General features: G+C 28.9%; 23 protein-coding genes. 17 read left to right on the top strand and 6 right to left on the bottom strand.

From position 1 onward, the window contains the following. The first annotated feature begins 5 nt into the window (after nucleotides 1–5). The 17 genes from VC03_RS06225 (at nucleotide 6) to VC03_RS06145 (ending at nucleotide 14,061) form a co-directional block, all read left to right on the top strand. A complete protein-coding gene (locus tag VC03_RS06225) occupies nucleotides 6–2,642 on the top strand; it encodes a BamA/TamA family outer membrane protein (protein ID WP_046329165.1) in 2,637 nt (878 codons plus the stop codon). A gap of 46 nt (nucleotides 2,643–2,688) precedes the next feature. Next, on the top strand, nucleotides 2,689–3,237 hold the full coding sequence (locus VC03_RS06220; protein ID WP_046329164.1) for a hypothetical protein: 549 nt from the start codon (nucleotides 2,689–2,691) through the stop codon (nucleotides 3,235–3,237). Nucleotides 3,238–3,239: 2 nt separating this feature from the next. Beyond that, nucleotides 3,240–4,106 carry an Hsp33 family molecular chaperone HslO gene (locus VC03_RS06215; RefSeq protein ID WP_046329163.1) on the top strand — a complete coding sequence of 289 codons (867 nt, stop codon included), beginning with the start codon at nucleotides 3,240–3,242 and terminating at the stop codon, nucleotides 4,104–4,106. A 2-nt stretch (nucleotides 4,107–4,108) separates the two neighbouring features. Next, on the top strand, nucleotides 4,109–4,573 hold the full coding sequence (locus VC03_RS06210) for an STAS domain-containing protein (protein ID WP_046329162.1): 465 nt from the start codon (nucleotides 4,109–4,111) through the stop codon (nucleotides 4,571–4,573). Then, entirely contained in the window at nucleotides 4,570–5,463 is an 894-nt protein-coding gene (locus VC03_RS06205; RefSeq protein ID WP_046329161.1) for a D-alanine--D-alanine ligase family protein, read from the top strand. The genes VC03_RS06210 and VC03_RS06205 overlap by 4 nt, the downstream gene beginning before the upstream one ends. After that, nucleotides 5,464–6,153, top strand: a complete 690-nt coding sequence (locus VC03_RS06200; RefSeq protein WP_052727726.1) for a site-2 protease family protein — start codon at nucleotides 5,464–5,466, stop codon at nucleotides 6,151–6,153. Beyond that, entirely contained in the window at nucleotides 6,150–6,728 is a 579-nt protein-coding gene (locus VC03_RS06195; RefSeq protein ID WP_046329160.1) for an IMPACT family protein, read from the top strand. The genes VC03_RS06200 and VC03_RS06195 overlap by 4 nt, the downstream gene beginning before the upstream one ends. Before the next feature lie 9 nt (nucleotides 6,729–6,737). Beyond that, nucleotides 6,738–8,063 carry a ribosome biogenesis GTPase Der gene (der, locus tag VC03_RS06190; protein WP_046329159.1) on the top strand — a complete coding sequence of 442 codons (1,326 nt, stop codon included), beginning with the start codon at nucleotides 6,738–6,740 and terminating at the stop codon, nucleotides 8,061–8,063. Then, on the top strand, nucleotides 8,060–8,497 hold the full coding sequence (gene dtd, locus VC03_RS06185) for a D-aminoacyl-tRNA deacylase (protein WP_046329158.1): 438 nt from the start codon (nucleotides 8,060–8,062) through the stop codon (nucleotides 8,495–8,497). The genes der and dtd overlap by 4 nt, the downstream gene beginning before the upstream one ends. A gap of 9 nt (nucleotides 8,498–8,506) precedes the next feature. After that, on the top strand, nucleotides 8,507–9,133 hold the full coding sequence (locus VC03_RS06180; RefSeq protein ID WP_046329157.1) for a C40 family peptidase: 627 nt from the start codon (nucleotides 8,507–8,509) through the stop codon (nucleotides 9,131–9,133). Between the two features lie 3 nt (nucleotides 9,134–9,136). Continuing rightward, nucleotides 9,137–9,916: a TatD family hydrolase gene (locus tag VC03_RS06175; protein WP_046329156.1), complete on the top strand. Its 780-nt coding sequence runs from the start codon at nucleotides 9,137–9,139 to the stop codon at nucleotides 9,914–9,916. Continuing rightward, a complete protein-coding gene (gene acpS, locus VC03_RS06170; RefSeq protein WP_046329155.1) occupies nucleotides 9,901–10,236 on the top strand; it encodes a holo-ACP synthase in 336 nt (111 codons plus the stop codon). The genes VC03_RS06175 and acpS overlap by 16 nt, the downstream gene beginning before the upstream one ends. A 3-nt stretch (nucleotides 10,237–10,239) precedes the next feature. Beyond that, nucleotides 10,240–11,448, top strand: a complete 1,209-nt coding sequence (gene gltS, locus VC03_RS06165) for a sodium/glutamate symporter (protein ID WP_046329154.1) — start codon at nucleotides 10,240–10,242, stop codon at nucleotides 11,446–11,448. 10 nt (nucleotides 11,449–11,458) lie between these two features. Further along, entirely contained in the window at nucleotides 11,459–12,598 is a 1,140-nt protein-coding gene (brnQ, locus tag VC03_RS06160; RefSeq protein ID WP_046329153.1) for a branched-chain amino acid transport system II carrier protein, read from the top strand. 11 nt (nucleotides 12,599–12,609) lie between these two features. Continuing rightward, nucleotides 12,610–13,200, top strand: a complete 591-nt coding sequence (locus VC03_RS06155) for a TetR/AcrR family transcriptional regulator (protein ID WP_046329152.1) — start codon at nucleotides 12,610–12,612, stop codon at nucleotides 13,198–13,200. Between the two features lie 117 nt (nucleotides 13,201–13,317). Beyond that, nucleotides 13,318–13,584: a 50S ribosomal protein L28 gene (gene rpmB, locus VC03_RS06150; RefSeq protein ID WP_046329151.1), complete on the top strand. Its 267-nt coding sequence runs from the start codon at nucleotides 13,318–13,320 to the stop codon at nucleotides 13,582–13,584. A gap of 204 nt (nucleotides 13,585–13,788) precedes the next feature. Next, nucleotides 13,789–14,061, top strand: a complete 273-nt coding sequence (locus tag VC03_RS06145; protein WP_046329150.1) for an HU family DNA-binding protein — start codon at nucleotides 13,789–13,791, stop codon at nucleotides 14,059–14,061. 33 nt (nucleotides 14,062–14,094) lie between these two features. On the opposite strand, the gene sppA is transcribed toward VC03_RS06145, so the two are convergent. From sppA to VC03_RS06115, 6 genes are read right to left on the bottom strand one after another with little or no spacing between them, the layout of a single operon-like run. After that, a complete protein-coding gene (gene sppA / locus VC03_RS06140; RefSeq protein ID WP_052727725.1) occupies nucleotides 14,095–15,822 on the bottom strand; it encodes a signal peptide peptidase SppA in 1,728 nt (575 codons plus the stop codon). After that, nucleotides 15,819–16,856 (bottom strand): tRNA 2-thiouridine(34) synthase MnmA, encoded by a 1,038-nt coding sequence (mnmA, locus tag VC03_RS06135; RefSeq protein WP_046329149.1) that lies wholly within the window; start codon nucleotides 16,854–16,856, stop codon nucleotides 15,819–15,821. The genes sppA and mnmA overlap by 4 nt, the downstream gene beginning before the upstream one ends. Beyond that, the gene (locus VC03_RS06130) at nucleotides 16,853–17,551 is read right to left on the bottom strand and encodes an LrgB family protein (RefSeq protein ID WP_046329148.1); all 699 of its coding nucleotides are present in this window, start codon (nucleotides 17,549–17,551) and stop codon (nucleotides 16,853–16,855) included. The genes mnmA and VC03_RS06130 overlap by 4 nt, the downstream gene beginning before the upstream one ends. Beyond that, nucleotides 17,544–17,906, bottom strand: coding sequence for a CidA/LrgA family protein (locus VC03_RS06125; protein WP_046329147.1), 363 nt, complete (start codon nucleotides 17,904–17,906; stop codon nucleotides 17,544–17,546). Before VC03_RS06125 ends, VC03_RS06130 begins: the two co-directional genes overlap by 8 nt. A gap of 5 nt (nucleotides 17,907–17,911) precedes the next feature. After that, a complete protein-coding gene (locus tag VC03_RS06120) occupies nucleotides 17,912–18,280 on the bottom strand; it encodes a response regulator (protein ID WP_046329146.1) in 369 nt (122 codons plus the stop codon). Then, entirely contained in the window at nucleotides 18,277–19,086 is an 810-nt protein-coding gene (locus tag VC03_RS06115; protein WP_046329145.1) for a Cof-type HAD-IIB family hydrolase, read from the bottom strand. Before VC03_RS06115 ends, VC03_RS06120 begins: the two co-directional genes overlap by 4 nt. Nucleotides 19,087–19,126: the final 40 nt, after the last annotated feature.

Genomic DNA, 19,126 nt, shown 5'->3' with positions numbered 1-19,126 from the left:
CAAGTATGAAGAACAAGATTAAAGTAGCCTCATTATTAGGAGCTGTATTAGTTTCAACAACTTCATTGGCAACAAAGGTCAATAATATTGAAGTAAAGAATTTAAAAGAATTGCCAAAGGAATTTATACTTCAAAATTTACCAGTTAGACAAGGTAGTGAATACACTAATATGACATTAGGTGAAATTCACAAATCACTTGCAAGTACTAATCTACTAGATGGTATAAAGATTAAACCTATAGAACACAAGGGGAATGACACAGTAGATTTAGTAATAGAAGTAGAAGAAAAAGAACATGCAATGGATGCATTACAACAACAACAAATGGTAGAAGCAGCATCAAGAAGAACAGACTTTAAAGTTAATAGTGTTAAAGTTGCAAATTTAAAACATGTTAATATTAATAACATTTTAAACGCATCAAGATTAAGAGTAGGTGATTACTTCACTCCAATAACTGTAAGTGAATTAGCACAAGCAATAGTAAATACAGGATATTTTGAAAGTGTAGTACCTACTGTTACTAGAAATGCAAAGAATAAGACAGTTGATATTACATTAACTGTAAAAGAAAATCCTATTGTTAAAAGTGTAGACTTAGAAGGTGTAACAGTATTTAACAATGAACAAGTAAAAGAATTTGCAGGTATAAAGGAAGGTAAAGTACTAAATATATTAGCATTACAACCAGAAGTAAGTCCAATACTACAATTATACAAACAAAATGGATTAGTAGCAGCAAGAATAGAAAAAGCTACTGCAACACCAGATGGACGTGTAACTATACTAGTTTCTGAAGGTAAAGTATCAGACATATTATACAAGAAAAAGATAGAATTTGAAGATAATGTTAGAATATCTAAGAACAAAGTAGTTTTAAAGACAAAACCATATATCTTTGAAAGAATGACAAATATAAAGAAGGGTGAATTAATTACAGATGCTAAAATTGGTTCAACAATTAAAGAATTCTACAGAACTGGGCTATATAGTTCAATAGAACCAAGAATAACTAGTGATCCTAATAATCCAAATAACAAGATTTTAACATTCCTAGTTGAAGAAAGACCAACAACTTCAATTAATGGACAAGTTGCTTATGAAACAAAAGAAGGATTTACAGGAGGACTTACATTATCAGATAAGAACTTCTTAGGTAGACAACAAGATGTATCAATATCAGCAAACTTTGGTACAAGAGGAAACTATGATTTAAATGCATCATTCTTTGACCCATGGATAAAAGGAACTGATAGATTACAATTAGGTGCAAACGTATTCTTCAAGAGAACAAAAGAAAAACATAAAGAATTAACTAAGGATGGACAATTTGTATTTGTAGATAAAAAAATTGAAAATGATGTTCCATACCAAATAGTTAATGTACTAAATCCTTCAGGATCATACATATATGGTGGAAGCTTAACATTAGGAAAAGGATTTAAACACAACATTTTTGCAACAGTAAAACCTAGATTATTTGGAATAAAGACATATAACGGTGAAGGTATTACTAAAGAAGATAAGAAAGGTAACCCTCAATTATTAGTTGACTACACATTAGGATCAGTAACATTAGGTCTTTCATACGATACAAGAGACGATATGTACATACCTAAAAACGGTCTATACATCACAGGTACAGCAGAATTAGGATACATCTTTAGAGAAAAGAGCTTAAAGAATGAATACTTATATAATTTAAGAACAGTTAACTTAAAGAAAGCTTATACTGATTATAAAGATGCATTAAAAGCTTTAGGAATTGGAAATGAAAATACTACTACAGGTGGTACTGCAAGTGGTAATGCACAAGCACCAGCAACACCAGTAGCAATTACTGAACGTTCAGCAACAGGGGGAAAACCATCTATTATTCAACCCTCAGCTAAAAAGACAGAATTAGATACTTTAGGTGATGAATTAAAAGCAGCATATGATGCTAAAAAAGCAGCTGAAAGTGGTACAGATGCAGGTGCAAAGAAAGCTGCTACTGAAAAGTATGATAAGGCTTTAGAAAAATATAATGCAAAATATTTTGAAGGTAAATTACCTAGCCTAGATGAAAAACATATTAATCCAGAAAATAGATTAAAACCAAGACCATTCTATATCTTAAACTTAGATGCAAGAGCTTATCATAAAGTATTTAAAGATAAGAACTCAATGGCATATAGAGTGACATTAGGTTATGCAAGTAAGGGAACTCCTGAAAATATGCTATTCCATACATCAGATGGAACAATATTAAGAGGATATCCAGATAAATTAGCAAGTATTTTAGCTACTGCAACTATAGAAAATAGAACATACATAAATGACTATGTTCAATTAGTAGCATTTGCTGAAGTTGGTATACATAATAATTCGTTATCTGATAAACAAGGTGCAGTATTCTATAAAGAAAATGAAGGAAGATACGCAGGGCTTAGAAAATATGAAGGCTTTAAAGAAATGTTCACTAAAGAACATGTTAAGGCAGATATAGGTATAGGTGCAAGATTAACAACACCTTTAGGTGTAATCAGATTAGATTATGCATGGCCATTAATAAAGCATGATGATGGTGAAAAGAAAGAACCTAAAAAAGGCTTTGATTTAGGTGGAAAATTCTCATTTGGATTTGGTCAAACATTTTAATATAGGGACTAGCATAGCTAGTCCTTATACACATAAGGAGAAGTAAATGAAAAAATTAATATTTTTAATATTAATCTTATTAACAACAATAGGGTGTGGTTTAACACCAGAAAAAACAGTTGAAACATTTTTAACTGATGTAAAGGAAAAAAAGGTTGATAAAGCTATGGAATTATCAAACAATCCAGACTTTGTTAAGAATCTAGAACATAATTTTAGCAATGATATGCAAAAAATGTTCTTTAATACATTGTATTCTAATTTAGAGTTTAAAGTTTTAAATTCAGTAAAACAGCAAGATAAGAGTATAATTGTAAATGTTGAAATAGTGAATATAGATGTACAAGATCTATTACTAAAAGTATTTCAAAGTTCATTACAAAAAACATTTAATGGGCAAAAAGATGTAAATATTGAAAAAGAAATTCTAAGTGTCTTATCTAGTGGGAACTTTAAAAAGAATAAGGTTGTAGATCAATATGTTCTAGTAAGAAAAGGTAGAAAATACAAAGTTGATGTTACATCAAAAAATATAGACAATATATTTGGGGGATATTATTCTTCAATAGCTAATATATCAAATATAGGTAGGTAAAAATGAAATCTAATATTTTAATAGGAATAAGTAAAAACGTAAGATTTGCCATAGCAGATACTACAGAAATATCAAAAGAGGCAGTAGAAAATAGTGAATATGATGGCATACTATGCACATCAGAACTAGCCTTACTTAATATTATTTCAATATTATCAAGTAATATTAAGTCAAAGGAAGGTAAGATATCACTTGTATTGAAAGCTGATGGACTTTTAGGTAAGGCACACGCAAGAGCAAGAATAGATGGACGTGTCATATCTAGTAATGAGGTAGATGCAGATAAAATTGAAAAACTAAATGAGTGCAAAGACTTAGATGAGTTTAAGAAGATATACAGAATAGGTAAAGGTGTACTAAGATTTGAAACAGATTTAGGTTTAAAGAGTCCATATTATACAGAGATAGATATAGATGATACAAAGAACATAGAAGATGCACTAAGCGAATACTATATCAAATCAGAACAATTAAAAACTATTATCAAAACAGGTATAAAGTACACTGAGGGTAATAGCATATTGAAAACTGGTGCAATATTCATACAAGCTCTACCAGATTGTAGTGATGAAGTATTTGATAAATATGTTAAGAGAATAAAAGAAATTTATGGAATACAAGAACTATTAGCACATGATTTTAGTTTGGAAAAGGTATTAAAATTAATATGCGAGGATATAGAGGAGTATAAGGTACTTGAAGAAAGAGAATTAAGCTTTAAATGTGATTGTTCAAGGGAATACTGTTTAGATGTAATAAAAAGAGTTTATACTAAAAAAGAAATACAAGATATTATACAAAAAGATGGGTATATAGAAACAGTATGTAATTTTTGTAATGCGGCATATAGATTTAAAGAAGTTGATTAATTATGGATAAAATTGAAGTAGCAAAAGTACAAGATGTAGATATATTAAAAATATATGGCAAGGCAACTATGAAGAATAGTCAGGCTATAGCTGATCTTATGGATAAAATGAATAAGACACCAATATTAGATTTAAGTGAAACTACCTATGTAGATAGTACATTTTTAGGGTTAATAGCAAAGTATACAATGCTATTTAAAAAGAAAAATGATGAATTTATTACAATATTAAAACCTACAGAAGAAGTACTAACTTGTCTTAGAAGAACAGGAATATTAAAGTTTTTAATAGTAGTGGATAAGACTTTAAAGATAAGTGGTAAAGAAGTTAATGTAGAGAAGATAGACAACAAGAAACTAGCAAAACATATATTAGAACTACATGAAATTTTAATGAATTTAAATGAAGAAAATAGAAAAGAATTTTCTAGGGTTGTAGAGCTAATGAGAAAAGGAGTTGAAAAATGAGAATTTGCATTATTTACGCTGGTATATCAACTGAAAGAGAAATATCAATAAAAACTGCAGAGCAAATAATGAAAAGTTTGGATAAAGATAAATATGATATTTGTGAATTAAAAATAGATAAAACAGAAGATATATTTAAAATTAAGGATATGAATGTTGACTTAGCCTTTATTGCACTACATGGTAAATTTGGAGAAGATGGAAGAGTGCAAGCAATATTAGAAGCAATGAATATTAGATACACAGGGCCTGGAGTTTTAGCAAGTGGTATATGCATGGATAAAGATATTGCAAAAAGAGTGTTAAGTACATATGGTATTAGAACTGCTAAGTGGTGGACTATTAGAAAAGGAGAAGAGTTTACATATCCAAAGGAATACGAAAAGCTAATAGTTAAACCTAATAGTGGTGGTTCAAGTATAGGTGTTCACTTTATATCCAACCAACAAGAATTAGATGAAGCATTAAAAGACATATTTACTATGGATGATGAAGCAATAATGGAAGAAGTAATAGAGGGAGATGAAGTGTCTGTCCCTATAATAGACGGTGTTGCTTATCCTCCTATAAAAATAGAGGCACTAAAAGGAACATATTTTGATTATACATCAAAGTATAGTGATGGTGGTGCAAGAGAATATGTCACAAAATTTAGTGATAATTTAGAAAAAGAATTAAAAGAATTTACAGAAAAAGCATACTATGCAGCAAAGTGTAAGGGATATTCAAGGGTAGACTTTTTAGTGCGTGATGATAAGGCGTATTTCATGGAAGTTAATACATTACCAGGGATGACAGCTACAAGTCTATTACCAAAAAGTTTAGCATCAGTTGGAATAGGTTATAGGGAAACACTTGAGTTGTTAATAAGAGCAAGTTTAGGTGAATAAATGAGAAAATTAAAATATATGATAGAATACTATGACCTGAAATATCCTTATGCAAAATATGTTGTTGTATTATTACTCTTTGCTATTTTTCTATTTAGAAACAATATATATATTGTCTCTATGCAAGTTTTAGCTTTTCTAATATCTGTAATTGCACATGAATTATCACATGGTTGTGTGGCTCTATTATTCGGTGATGATACAGCTAAAAGAGAGGGTAGATTAACATTAAATCCTTTAAAGCATATAGACCTTTATGGTCTGTTGTTACCCTTTATACTAATACTTGTTCATTCCCCTATAGTAATAGGTAGTGCTAAACCAGTACCTATTAGTTATTACAAATTAAGACCAAGAAAAGTAGGAGTATTTTTTGTAAGTATAGCAGGAATGTTTGCAAATTTAGTCTTAGCGTTTATGGGGATATTAGCCGTTAAATGGTTTGGGATAAATAATGAATTTGTGTATATGTTGGTGGTTATAAACATAGGGTTAATTGCTTTTAATATTCTACCTATACCTCCACTAGATGGTAGTAGAATTTTAAGACTATTTTTACCTAATGATTTAAAAAGAATTTATGATATGATAGAATATAATCCAATATTATCATTAGGGATAATACTATTTCTTATGCATATTGGAACTTTTGACTATATCTATCATTTGATAATAAGGTTAATAATATGAAGAATATAGAAAAAGAGGAGATTATAGAGTTTATTGAAAAGAAATCTCGGTTTATAGGCTACATAAAACCAGTTAATAGTGTAGAAGAAGCTAATAAATATATAGATAAGATAAGAAATGAACATAAAGATGCTACACATAATGTACCAGTATATAGAGTAATAGAAAATGCTCAAGAGTATTTTAAGTATAATGATGATGGAGAACCACAAGGTACAGCAGGTAAACCCATGGCAGATATATTAGAACGAAGAGATGTATACAATGTAGCTATGGTAGCTGTTAGATACTTTGGTGGCATAAAGTTAGGGGCAGGTGGATTAATTAGAAATTATGCTAGAGTTGCAAAAGAATTAATAGATCAGTGTAACCTAATAACTTATGTAGAAAAAAGGAAAATAATAATATCATTTGATTATGCAAAAAAAGGATTAATTGATAAGTACATAAAGGATAATAATATAGAGGTATTAGAACAAAGTTTTTTAGATAGAATTAATATGAAAATTCTAATACCAAAAGATAGCATGGATATTTTTAAGAGTTTAAAAGATGTAGAAATAATAGATGTGTAAGGGGGTAATATGAAAAATATTGTAGCAATAGTTGGTAGACCTAATGTTGGTAAATCGACGTTATTTAACAAATTAGTTGGCGATAGAGTGTCGATTGTAAACAATGAACCAGGTGTTACAAGGGATAGATTATATAGAAATATTGAATGGGTAGGAAATGAATTTGTATTAGTTGATACAGGTGGTTTAGAACCACATAATAATGACTTTATCATGCAAAAGATTAAAGACCAAGCATGGGTTGCAATAGACCAAGCTAATGTAGTTATCTTTTTAGTAGATGGTAAGGCTGGTATTACAGCATTAGATGAAGAAGTTGCAAATATATTAAGAAAAAAAGATAAGAATGTAATAGTAGCAGTTAATAAGATAGACAATTTTCAAAAGGAAGAAGAAAATATATTAGAATTTTATGCACTAGGATTTGAAGATGTAATAGGAATATCTGCAGAACATAAGGTTAATTTGGGAGATATGCTAGACTTAGTTGTATCAAAATTCTCAGATTTATCTAATGCATCTATAGAACAAGGTCTTAAAATCTCTGTATTAGGTAGACCTAATGCAGGTAAGTCTTCATTTGTTAATAAGCTATTAAATCAAGAAAGAAGTATAGTTAGTGATATTGCAGGAACTACAAGAGATTCAATAGATACTAATTTTAACTATATGGGTGAAAATTATACAATAATAGATACAGCAGGTATAAGAAAAAAATCAAAATTAGAAGATAGTATAGAGTATTACAGTGTACTTCGTGCAATAAAAGCAATAGATAGAGCAGATGTCTGTGTGCTTTTACTTGATGCTCATGAGTTTATAACAGAACAAGATAAAAAGGTAGCAAGCTTAATATATGAAGCAAAAAAACCTATGATAATAGCTATTAATAAGTGGGACTTAGTAGAAAAAGATAATAATTCAGTAAAAGAATTTACTGAAAAAGTAAAAAATGAGATGGCATTTATTAACTATGTACCTGTAATAACTATGTCAGCATTAACAGGTAAGAGAATATTTGAAGTTTTAAAATTAGTTAAAACTTTAAATGAAGAATATCATAAAAAGATAACAACTGGTATACTAAATCAAGTATTATCTGATATAATTACTCAAAATCCTGTTCCAACAAGAAAAGGAAGAGCAGTAAAAATTAATTATGTAACACAAGTTAGTGTGGCACCTCCAAAATTTGTATTCTTCTCAAATAATCCTGAATTAGTACACTTTTCATATAAGAGATATATAGAAAAGAAATTTAGGGAATATTTTGGATTTGAAGGTTGTCCTATAGAAATAGTGATTAATAAGAAAAGTGAGAATAAATATAAATGAGATTGGTAATACAACGTGTGGGTAGAACAAGTGTAGTGATAAATAATAGTGAAAAAAGAGAAATTGAAAAAGGCTTACTTGTTTATTTAGGCGTAAAGAAAAATGAAGACAAGAGCAAAATAGAAAAAGCAGTATCAAAACTTTTGAAGTTAAGATTTTTTGAAAATGAAGAAGGCAAATTAAAAAAAAATATACAAGATATTGACGGAAGTATAATGCTAATATCAAACTTTAGTCTTTATGCTACAGCAAAAAAAGGGACTACATTAAGTTTTGATGAAAGTGCAAATAAAGAAGAAGCAAAAGAAATATATGATATGTTTTTGGGAACCTTAAAAGAAAACTATAAAAAGGTTGTTAGTGGAGAATTTAGAACAAATATGGATATCACATCAATAAACCTTGGACCTGTTAATGTGGTACTAGACTTTTAGGAGAAAAAAATGAAGAGACGTAAATTATGTATATTTTTGATAATGCTACTAACATCACTACCAAAGATAGCGTATGGTAGTAAGTATCGTCATAGAAATATAGATGAAATGATAGAAAGAGCAAGTAGGAATAATGGTGAAGAACCAGAAAATTTCGATGAAGAATATGTGCATGATGAAGCACTTATTCGTCTTAAAACAAAAGAATTAAAGGATAAGTTAAGTAATGCATACGAACAAATTGACAACATTATCCTATATGACAGTTTGATGAATGCGTATAATAATTGGAGAGGTACACGCTATAGATGGGGTGGAGATTCAAAAGACGGTATAGACTGTTCTGCACTAACAAGAAGAGTGTATAGGGCAGTATTTAACGGCTATGAATTACCTAGAGTAAGTGTAGATCAAGTTAGAATGGGTAATATAGTTAGTCGTGAAAACTTAAAGCCAGGAGATATACTATTCTTTAGACCAAGAAATAGTGTAAATCATACGGCTGTATACTTAGGTAACTCTTTATTTATTAATGCATCATCTTCAAAAGGCGTTATTATCTCAAGTATTGAAGAACCATATTGGAATCAATACTTTAGATATGGTGTAAGAGTAAGTGCTGCAAGAAGAAGGTAATATATGAAGTTGGTTGATGCACATTGTCATCTTAATGACGAAATGTACAAAGATGATGTAGATGAGATAATAAAAGAAGTAGAAAAAGAAATGGAATTTATCGTATGTTCTGGATGGGATTACAACAGTTCCTTAGAAGCCGTTAAAATGGCTAATAATCATAAAAATATATATGCAAGTATAGGATTTCACCCAACAGATATTAGTACGATGAATAAAGAAAAATTAGCTACATTAGAAAAGATAGCAAAAGAGAATAAGAAGGTAGTAGGTATAGGTGAAATAGGCCTAGACTATTATTGGATGAAAGACCCTAAAGAAGTCCAAATAGAAGGATTTAGAGAACAAATTGAAATGATTAGAAGGGTTAATAAGCCTATAATCATACACACAAGAGATGCACTGAATGATACAATAAATATATTAAGTGAGTACAAGGATGTTGGTGGATTATTACACTGTTATCCAGGTTCATATGAAGCAGTTCTTCCTATACTTGATAGATATTACGTAAATGTAGGTGGTACATTAACCTTTAAAAACAATAGGAAGACAAAAGAACTAGTTGAAAAATTACCTATAGAAAAGTTGATTTTAGAAACTGATAGTCCTTATTTAACACCTACACCATTTAGAGGCAAGAGAAATAAGCCGACAATGGTTAGTTATGTTGCACTAGAAGTTGCAAGAATAAAAAATATTTCTTATGAAGAAGTAGTTGATATTACTACAAAAAATGCTATAATAGCATATAATATGGAGAATATATGGGACTTGGAATAGACATAGTAGAGGTTGAGAGAATAAAAAAAGCAATAGAAACAACCAAAGGTTTTAGAGAAAAAGTTTTTACAGCAAATGAAATCAGTTATTGCGAAAAAAGAAAAAATAAATATGAAAATTATGCAGGAAGATTTGCAGCTAAGGAAGCCTTAGTAAAAGCACTAGGGCAAGGATTTACTAAGTATTCGTTTTTAGATATAGAAATAACTAATGATGCATTAGGTAAGCCTACAATAAACTTTAAAGATAAAAAAATAGATGTAAGTATTTCTCATGAGAAACATTATGCAGTAGCGATGGTAATAATTGAAGAGGAGTGATATATGGTAACGATACATCTTGATATGATACAATCTATAGGGTTGGCGATAATTTTGCTTTTAATAGGGCGTAAATGTAGAAAAAAGATAAAATTCTTGGATAAATTTTGTATACCTTCACCAGTAGTTGGAGGGTTACTATTTGCAATATTAACACTTATACTTAAAGAACTGAATATACTACAGTTTAAGTTTGATGATATACTGCAAAACTTCTTTATGACAATGTTCTTTACTAGTGTAGGATTCAACGCTAGTTTAAAGGTGTTAAAAAAAGGTGGAGTACAAGTATTAGTATTTTTAATAGTAGCCGTCGGGTTAATAGTTATACAAAATATAGTTTCAGTGGTATTAGCTACCAATTTAGGCTTATCTAAGAGTATAGCACTTATGGCAGGATCAACAGCCTTAACAGGTGGTCATGGTACAGCAGCTGCAATATCACAGTCTATACAAGATCCAGTAGCAAAAACAGTTGCAATAGCAGCAGCTACATTTGGATTAGTAGCAGGTTCTATGATAGGAGGACCAATAGCACGTGGTTTAATAGAAAAACATTCATTATTGGAAAAATACTCACCAATAGATGGTACTGAAAATGTTGAACATGATGAAACTTTCTTTGATCAAAAAGAAAGTATATTAAATGGTGAAAAATTTGCTAGGGCATTTTTTACAATATTACTTGCAATGGCAATAGGTACATTATTTAATATGTTCTTCAAGTACATAGGTTTAAAAAAGCTACCATACTATTTAGGACCTATGATAGTAGCAGCAATTATTAGAAATGTTACAGATATATTTGACGCATTCGTAAATTCTCCTATGGAGGAAATAAAGATAGTTGAAAATGTATCACTAAACTTATTTTTATCAATGGCCCTGATGTCACTTAGACTATGGGAATTACTAGGTATAGCAATACCAGTTATAGTTTTACTAGTAGTTCAAACATTGATAACAGCAATATACACAAGATATATTACATTTAATGTAATGGGGGCAAATTATGATGCTGCAGTTATAGTTGCAGGTCACTGTGGATTCGGATTAGGTGCAACACCTAATGGTATAACTAATATGGAAACAATTTGTGAAAAGTATCAATATTCAAAACTTGCCTTCTTTACCGTTCCTATAGTTGGGGCATTGTTTATAGATTTCTTCAATGTAGGAATAATTACTTTATTTATTTCAAGATTTAGTTAGGAGTTTATTTATGAGAGATATAAAAAAGAGCATTATATTAGGATTCGGATTATTCGCTATGTTTTTTGGAGCAGGTAATACACTATTACCAAGTTATATAGGAATAAGGGTAGGTGGAGCATTTCCACTTTCGGTACTAGGATTTGTTTTGACAGGTGTAGGTTTACCATTGTTAGGATTATTAGTAGTAATTAGAAATGAAGGGGATTATCATAAAATATTTGAACCTATGGGAGAAGTCTTCTTTAAGATATATTTGTTTGTATCATTTCTATTAATCGGGCCTATAATTGCTATGCCAAGATTAGCAGCTACAAGCTATGAAATGGGAGTATTACCAGTATTTCCTAATGCAAATAAGCTAATTATTACATTTGTATTTTTTGCAATATGCTTATTATGTTCAATTAACAAATCAAAAGTTGTAGAAATAATAGGAAGATATTTAACACCATTACTAATAATTATGTTAGTAATATTAATAATAGTAGGAATAGTAGGTCCTAAGGTAGATGCAAGAAGCACAGAAGTTAGTATGCCGTTTATATACTCATTCTTAGAAGGATACAATACACTAGATGCTGTAGCATCAATAGTATTTGCAAAATTAATTTATGATACTGTTAAAAACGAAAAAAATCGTATGGGTATTTCAGTTAAAGCAAGTATAGTTGCTGCAATTTGTTTGACAGTAGTTTATGCAGGATTAGTTTATTTAGGTAATAGAATACCTGTAGCAGATGGGCTAAATCTTTCAAGATCTGAATTAATAATGAATATTACAAATAAGTTATTAGGTAAATTAGGTATATATGCCTTGATTATAATAATAATACTTGCATGTGTTACAACAGCTATAGGACTAATATCATCAGTAAGTAACTTCTTTAATGAATTAAGTAAAAATAAGCTTGGATATAATAGAATAGCAATAATAATAACATTTGTGTCATTCTTAATAGCACAATTAGGAGTAGATGATATAATTAATTTATCTGTACCAGTACTTTGTGTATTTTATCCAGTTTTAATAATAATTTTAATTTTAAATGTGTTTAAAGGTAAGATAATAACAAATAAGATTATACGTATTAGTACATATTTAGTACTTATATTAGCTATAATCTACCAATTAAAAAACTTTATATAAAGTGAGGTAATATGGACCGTAATGTTTTAAAGAAAAAAAACGAAGTAATATTAAAGAGCACTAGATTATTCTACTACCAAGGTTATGTTAATACAGGTATAAGTGAAATACTTAAGGTATGTAATATACCTAAGGGATCATTTTATTACTATTTTAAGAATAAAGAAGACTTATTAAATCAAGTAATAGACTTGCATATTAAAAACCTTATTAGTGTCTTTGATGAAATTGTAGATGATTTATCTATGGTAAAGCTTAGAAGTTTTTTCTTTAAATACTTTAGCAATGTTTTAGACAATGACTGCCATGGTGGTAGTTTATTGGGTAATCTTGCTATAGAAATGTCTGATATTAATAATGATGTAAGAGAAAGAATAAATGATGGCTATGGTAAACTAGAGGTTAGACTTATGATCTTTTTACAAATGATGTATAATTCTAACCCTAGATACAAGCATATTAAACCAGAAATATATTCTAAGATACTTATTAACCAAATGGAAGGAACTATGCTTAAATTAAAAGCAAGTAAGGATGATAAGGAAATAGATACATTCTTTCAATTATTTGACTATATTATGTATAAAAATGAATTAAAATAATTAAATATTGCATTTTATCATGTGATATGTTACAATGCATAGGTAAGTTAATTTGCTTGTAATAAAGTAATTAATATGGTATAATAAAAATCTAGTAATATTATTAGGAGGTGCAAAATGCAAGTTTGTGAAGTTTTTGGAAAGAAAACAAGTCATGGTAACTTAGTCAGCCACTCACATAGAGCAACAAAGAGAATTTGGAGACCAAATTTACAAGTAATGACTTTAGTTATTAATGGTAAAGAAGTTAAAGTTAGAGTTTGCACAAAAGCTATGAAGACTTTAAAAGGTAAAAATTCTGATCAAGTTAGAAAAATATTAATGAAGAATAAGGAAAATCTAAGTTCTAGATTATCTAAAGTCTTATTTTCAGAAGCAGAGTAATCTAGCTTATTGACTCTGTTTCTATTAAAGGAAAGCTGGATTAAATAAGTCCAGCTTTTTTTAGACTTGTAAATACGCACAACACTTTTAGCTTAAGGAAAATTTATAAAAATTAAGAGAAATTTAAAAAAAATTCAATAAATAATTGCCTTTTTATAAAAAATAGGGTAAAATATCTATAATGAAAAGAAAGGAGTTTTATCCATGAACAAGAAAGAATTCGTTACTGCATATGCAGGAAAAATTGGAGAAACTAAGAAGAAATCAGAAGAATTAATTAATGATTTTCTTGATTTAGTAGAAGCAAGCTTAGTAGAAGGTAAAGAAGTTCAATTTATTGGATGGGGAACTTTCTATGTAAAAGAAATGCCAGAAAGAAATGGAGTTAACCCTGCAACTGGAGCAAAAATTAAAATTGGTGCTAAAAAAGTTGTTAAATTCAAAACTGGTAAGAAATTAGCAGAAGTAGTTAAGTAAAAAAACAGAGTAAATACTCTGTTTTTTTTAAAACTAAAATTCTATTTTACTCATTTCATCATCAAAGAATAGAGCCTTACAACTATTTTCATTTAGGAACAATAGTTTCTTATACGCCTCATCATAAACTTGTATAGCTGAATTTTTAAATATGTATGATTGTATATATTTAGATATTGAATCTATATCTAATACTGAGTTTACTTCTAAAAGGCTATATTCGCTCAAATTACAATCCTTAGCCACTATATCAATAACCTCATCTAAACTTGCTATACCATCAACAAGACCTAACTTTTTAGCTTCATCACCTAGCCATATACGACCACCAGCTATAGGTTCAAGCTTATCATCCGTAATATTTCTAGCTGTACTTACTCTATGCTTAAATTCAGCATATACATCATTTAAAGTATCTAATATGTGGTTTTTATCTTCATCAGTCAACTTGTAGTAAGGATTAAATATACCAGTAAATTTACCTTTAGATATTACCTCATTATTAACACTAAATTTATTTAAAGTATTTGTAAACTTAGGCATTAAACTTACAACTCCTATAGAACCTGTTATAGTTGCCTCATTAGCATATATTTTTTTAGCACTAGTTGCTATATAATATCCACCAGATGCAGCAACATCAGATAAAGAAGCGAAAATAGGTATATTGTATTTTTTAGAGAATTTTGTAATAAGCTTGTGTATCATTTCAGCTTCAAGTGCATCTCCACCAGGAGAATTAATACGTAATATTACAGCCTTAATATTTTTGTTATTAGAAATTTGATCTAATTTGTTTCTTACACTATCTTCATATATACTGAAATTAATACTGTTTTCACCACTTGATATTGGACCTTCTAGAGGTAGTATGGCTATAATATTTTGTGACTTGTAAGTACTTTTTTCTTTTAATATGTCAGTGATACTAATTGTATTATCATCATTTGACTGTATACTGTCTAAGAAGTCATCAAAATCTTGTATATTATCAATTAAGCCATAATCTTTTGCAGTATATGGACTGATTAAATCATATTTACCTTCTAATATGTTTTTACTTAAAATATTCTCATCAATTTTTCTATTTTTAGAAACAGTGCTAACAAATTTATCTAATCTATTATCTAGTATTCTTGTACTATCTTCTTTTAATTCACTAGACATTTTATTTGAATAAAAGTTTTCACCATATGATTTATGTGTTCCAACATGAATAGCTTGTACATTAACACCGAACTTATCAAAAATATCTTTGAAGTATAGGCTATTTGCGTAATATCCGTTTATAGACAATCTAGCATTCAATGTGTTAGGCATTATTATCTCATCAGCATAACTAGCTAGCTTGTAATTATTCTTATTAATATTTGAACCATAAGCATATATTTTCTTTTTTGACATAGGATACTTATCAAGTATCTTACCTAATTCTTCTGTTTGTGAGGGAGTAATATCAATATTATCAAGATTTAATATTATTCCTTTAAGATTTTTGTTTAATCGTAACTTATCTACTTTTTCTATTACATTACTAAATGTATATGTTTTATCCTTAAAAAAACCTGTATTATTGTATTTATCATCAGAAATGTCATTAAGAGATAGAGTAACATAGCTATATGACTTACTAATCTTACTACTATCTTTTGAAAATGACACACATATGATGACAATAATTGGGATTATTAATATTACATAAAGTATTTTTAAGTTGAAATATATAAATTTCAAGAGATATTTAAGTATATTTTTTATCATTCTATAACGCCTCCTCCTATAAGTTTCATATTGTAAAATATGACTAAATGTTGTCCTTTTGCATTTTGTGCATTTTTTTCTTCATATTTAAAATATATATCATTATCGTGTAATATTAATTTTCCATAAAATCCTTTAGAAGAGAATCTTGGTTTTGCAAAAAGCCGTTTACCGACTACATTTTCAAGTTTTTCATGGAAGATATAGTTAGAAATTTTAACTGTATCTGTCATAAGCTTATCATAATTACCCAATACTATCTCATTCTTATCTGCTCTAATTTCTAGAATGAATATGGGATAAGGTAGCTTAATACCTAAATGTCTTCTTTGACCTATGGTATATAGTTGATATCCCTTATGTTGTCCAAGAATTTCTCCAGTTTCTGAAACAAAGTTTCCAGGTTTGGGATGTAAATTCTTTTCTAAAAAAGGTATATATCCATCTTGTGCAAAACATATACCAGTACTATCTTTTTTATCGTGTGTGATTATGCCATTTTCCTTTGCTATTTGTCTTACATCTTTTTTATTCATACTAGCAAGTGGGAATAGCATCATTGATAAGTCTTTTTTTGTTAATCTATAAAGCATATAGCTTTGATCTTTGATATAGTCTACATATTCTAAGAAACCATCTTCAGTTTTTACAGCATAATGACCTGTTGCAACATAATCAAAATTAAGCTCATTGGCTAAATCAAGTAATTTTCTTATCTTTATCTTTTCATTACAGATTACACAAGGATTAGGTGTTATACCTTTTTTGTAATCTTCTATGAAAGTTTTAATTACTTCTTTTTCAAATTCTTTTTCTACATTAATTACATAATGCGGTATACCTAATGAATAACAGACAATTCTAGCGTCATTAATATCATCTAATGAGCAACATGTTTTGTTCTTACTTGTACTGAATTCATCAGATAAATGTTTAATACTTACACCTATAACCTCGTAACCTTGTTGTTTTAATAATAAAGCAGCGACAGAACTATCTATGCCACCGCTCATACCTACAATAACTTTTTTCATGATAATATTACTCTTAATATTAAAGGAGCTACTAGTATGACATATAGACCTGTAAGACCTATAGAAAGACCAGCCATAGCACCTATTTCTTTATCCATCTCTATAGCCTTACTTGTACCAACAGCATGTGCTGCAGAACCAAGACTTACACCTATTGCAACTTTATCATCAACATTTAGCATCTTATACAAGCTAGGTCCTAATGTTGCACCAGTAATACCTGTAACTATTACTAATATTACTGTTATAGGTATAATCCCATGGACATTTTCTGCTAAACCTACAGCAATGGCTGTAGTAACAGATTTTGGCATAAATGAAGCTATAATCTCTGGTTTATACGCAAATAACTTACAAACATATCCAACAACTATACAATTGATAGTATTCCCTACAATAATCCCTGTAAGTATAGAAACAAAATGTTTTTTCAATAAGTGCAAGTTCTTATGTAATGGAATAGCAAGAGCAACTGTTGCTGGTGTTATTAATGTTGTAAATATTGAACCCCCTATGTTGTATGTATCATAAGGTATTTTAAATACTTTTAATATCCCTATTATCAAAAGTATTGAAATTAAAATTGGATTTAATAATGATGAATTTGTTTTAGTGAATAGCTTTACAGCTAGTACATAGACTAGTATAGTAAGCATAATACCGAACATTTGGTTGTTTATTAATATATTAAGCATCTTCATCTCCTTCAAATTTTTGTTTAACAATTTCCACTATTTTAACTGTGATAATAAGTGAAAATATAGTAGTAAATATTGCGATAACAAAGAAACTTAACCATATTTCTTTTATAAAATTAAATTTAACCATTATTCCAACACCTGCTGGCACAAACAATATTCCTAAATTTTCTAATAAAAATTCTCCAACTTTTTCTATCTTTTTCATCTTAAGTATATTAAATTCTAAAAATGCAAATAGTATTAGCATTCCTATAACACTTCCAGGAATAGGAAGTTTTAAACCTTTTGAAAATAGTTCCCCTATAAGCGAGAAAATTAAAATATACATTATCTCCTTATACACATTCATTTTTTCTAATCATCCCCCATCAAAACTGTATCTACTGCGTTTATTAATTCAGAAGTAGTAAATGGTTTACATAGGCATGCCTTTGCACCACTTTCTAAACCTTCTGCAATGTAAACATTTAAAAACATCATAGAACTACAAATTATTATCTTTGCATTCTTATCGAAGTCTAATATCTTCTTTATACATCCAAAGCCATCTAGTATGGGCATATTAATATCCATTGTAACTAGTGTTGGCTTATACTCAACATATTTTTCATAACCTACAAGGCCATTTTCTGCTTCTATAACCTTAAAATTATACTCTTCCAATATGTTTTTAATAATTTGTCTAAAATATTGACTGTCGTCAACTACTAAAGCTACTTTCATATTTTAAAGACCTCTTCTATTTTTCTTGCAACAGCATTAGTATCACTGTCTTCAAGTACTTCTTTATCTTTAAGCAATTCTTTTAATTCATCTAGTGCATTACCCATAACAAAGCTATTAGGATACTGCTTTAACATGATATAGTCATTTAAACCATCACCAAATGCTAAAACTTCATCAGGATTAATACCATCTTTTCTTATTAACTCTAGACTTGCCTTTGCCTTGTTTGCAGATAAATTAAATATTTCTAAAGAATTTTGACTTACAAAGTCTATATTAGCTTCTCCCCCTATATTTTCTTGTAAGACTGTACGTATTTTCTTTAAATTTTCAAATTTACCTATAAAGAATAGCTTATTGAATTCTTTTTTTCTAAAATCTTCTACAGATAATACGGTAGCACCAAAGGTTTTATCAACCCTTTTTTTTGAGTAAAACTCTTTATACTCATTAGAAACTACATACCATTCTGTACCAGAATATCCATTAATAAAGACTTCGTCTCCAAACTTTTTGTAATCTAAGTTTAAGATAAAGTCTTTACACTTTTTATTTAACGTAACTGAGAAAATTTCATTCCCTTTTTCATCTATAATTCTTGCTCCATTAGTTGTTATCAATGGCAAACTATAATCTAATTGGTCAGATATTAGTCTTGCACCTTTTTCTACACGTCCAGTCGCTATGTACAGCTTATACCCTTTTTGTAAGAATCTGTTTAAAACATCTTTAGTATAAGGACTAAGAAAATGATTTTTATCAAGCAGTGTGCCATCCAAATCAGTAACAACAGCTTTAAACATTTTATCACCCATTTCTTTTTTATTTGTAAATTATACCATG

Source organism: Sneathia vaginalis (assembly GCF_000973085.1).
GTDB classification, from domain to species: Bacteria; Fusobacteriota; Fusobacteriia; order Fusobacteriales; family Leptotrichiaceae; genus Sneathia; species Sneathia vaginalis.
Note: the sequence above shows the minus strand (reverse complement) of the source record. Positions and strands in the feature narration are given on the sequence as shown.

Bases quoted from the DNA above. Each gene is read 5' to 3' on its own strand.
- VC03_RS06225 (WP_046329165.1), top strand. From the start codon at position 6: ATGAAGAACAAGATTAAAGTAGCCTCATTATTAGGAGCTGTATTAGTT.
- VC03_RS06220 (WP_046329164.1), top strand. From the start codon at position 2,689: ATGAAAAAATTAATATTTTTAATATTAATCTTATTAACAACAATAGGG.
- VC03_RS06215 (WP_046329163.1), top strand. From the start codon at position 3,240: ATGAAATCTAATATTTTAATAGGAATAAGTAAAAACGTAAGATTTGCC.
- VC03_RS06210 (WP_046329162.1), top strand. From the start codon at position 4,109: ATGGATAAAATTGAAGTAGCAAAAGTACAAGATGTAGATATATTAAAA.
- VC03_RS06205 (WP_046329161.1), top strand. From the start codon at position 4,570: ATGAGAATTTGCATTATTTACGCTGGTATATCAACTGAAAGAGAAATA.
- VC03_RS06200 (WP_052727726.1), top strand. From the start codon at position 5,464: ATGAGAAAATTAAAATATATGATAGAATACTATGACCTGAAATATCCT.
- VC03_RS06195 (WP_046329160.1), top strand. From the start codon at position 6,150: ATGAAGAATATAGAAAAAGAGGAGATTATAGAGTTTATTGAAAAGAAA.
- der (WP_046329159.1), top strand. From the start codon at position 6,738: ATGAAAAATATTGTAGCAATAGTTGGTAGACCTAATGTTGGTAAATCG.
- dtd (WP_046329158.1), top strand. From the start codon at position 8,060: ATGAGATTGGTAATACAACGTGTGGGTAGAACAAGTGTAGTGATAAAT.
- VC03_RS06180 (WP_046329157.1), top strand. From the start codon at position 8,507: ATGAAGAGACGTAAATTATGTATATTTTTGATAATGCTACTAACATCA.
- VC03_RS06175 (WP_046329156.1), top strand. From the start codon at position 9,137: ATGAAGTTGGTTGATGCACATTGTCATCTTAATGACGAAATGTACAAA.
- acpS (WP_046329155.1), top strand. From the start codon at position 9,901: ATGGGACTTGGAATAGACATAGTAGAGGTTGAGAGAATAAAAAAAGCA.
- gltS (WP_046329154.1), top strand. From the start codon at position 10,240: ATGGTAACGATACATCTTGATATGATACAATCTATAGGGTTGGCGATA.
- brnQ (WP_046329153.1), top strand. From the start codon at position 11,459: ATGAGAGATATAAAAAAGAGCATTATATTAGGATTCGGATTATTCGCT.
- VC03_RS06155 (WP_046329152.1), top strand. From the start codon at position 12,610: ATGGACCGTAATGTTTTAAAGAAAAAAAACGAAGTAATATTAAAGAGC.
- rpmB (WP_046329151.1), top strand. From the start codon at position 13,318: ATGCAAGTTTGTGAAGTTTTTGGAAAGAAAACAAGTCATGGTAACTTA.
- VC03_RS06145 (WP_046329150.1), top strand. From the start codon at position 13,789: ATGAACAAGAAAGAATTCGTTACTGCATATGCAGGAAAAATTGGAGAA.
- sppA (WP_052727725.1), bottom strand. From the start codon at position 15,822: ATGATAAAAAATATACTTAAATATCTCTTGAAATTTATATATTTCAAC.
- mnmA (WP_046329149.1), bottom strand. From the start codon at position 16,856: ATGAAAAAAGTTATTGTAGGTATGAGCGGTGGCATAGATAGTTCTGTC.
- VC03_RS06130 (WP_046329148.1), bottom strand. From the start codon at position 17,551: ATGCTTAATATATTAATAAACAACCAAATGTTCGGTATTATGCTTACT.
- VC03_RS06125 (WP_046329147.1), bottom strand. From the start codon at position 17,906: ATGAATGTGTATAAGGAGATAATGTATATTTTAATTTTCTCGCTTATA.
- VC03_RS06120 (WP_046329146.1), bottom strand. From the start codon at position 18,280: ATGAAAGTAGCTTTAGTAGTTGACGACAGTCAATATTTTAGACAAATT.
- VC03_RS06115 (WP_046329145.1), bottom strand. From the start codon at position 19,086: ATGTTTAAAGCTGTTGTTACTGATTTGGATGGCACACTGCTTGATAAA.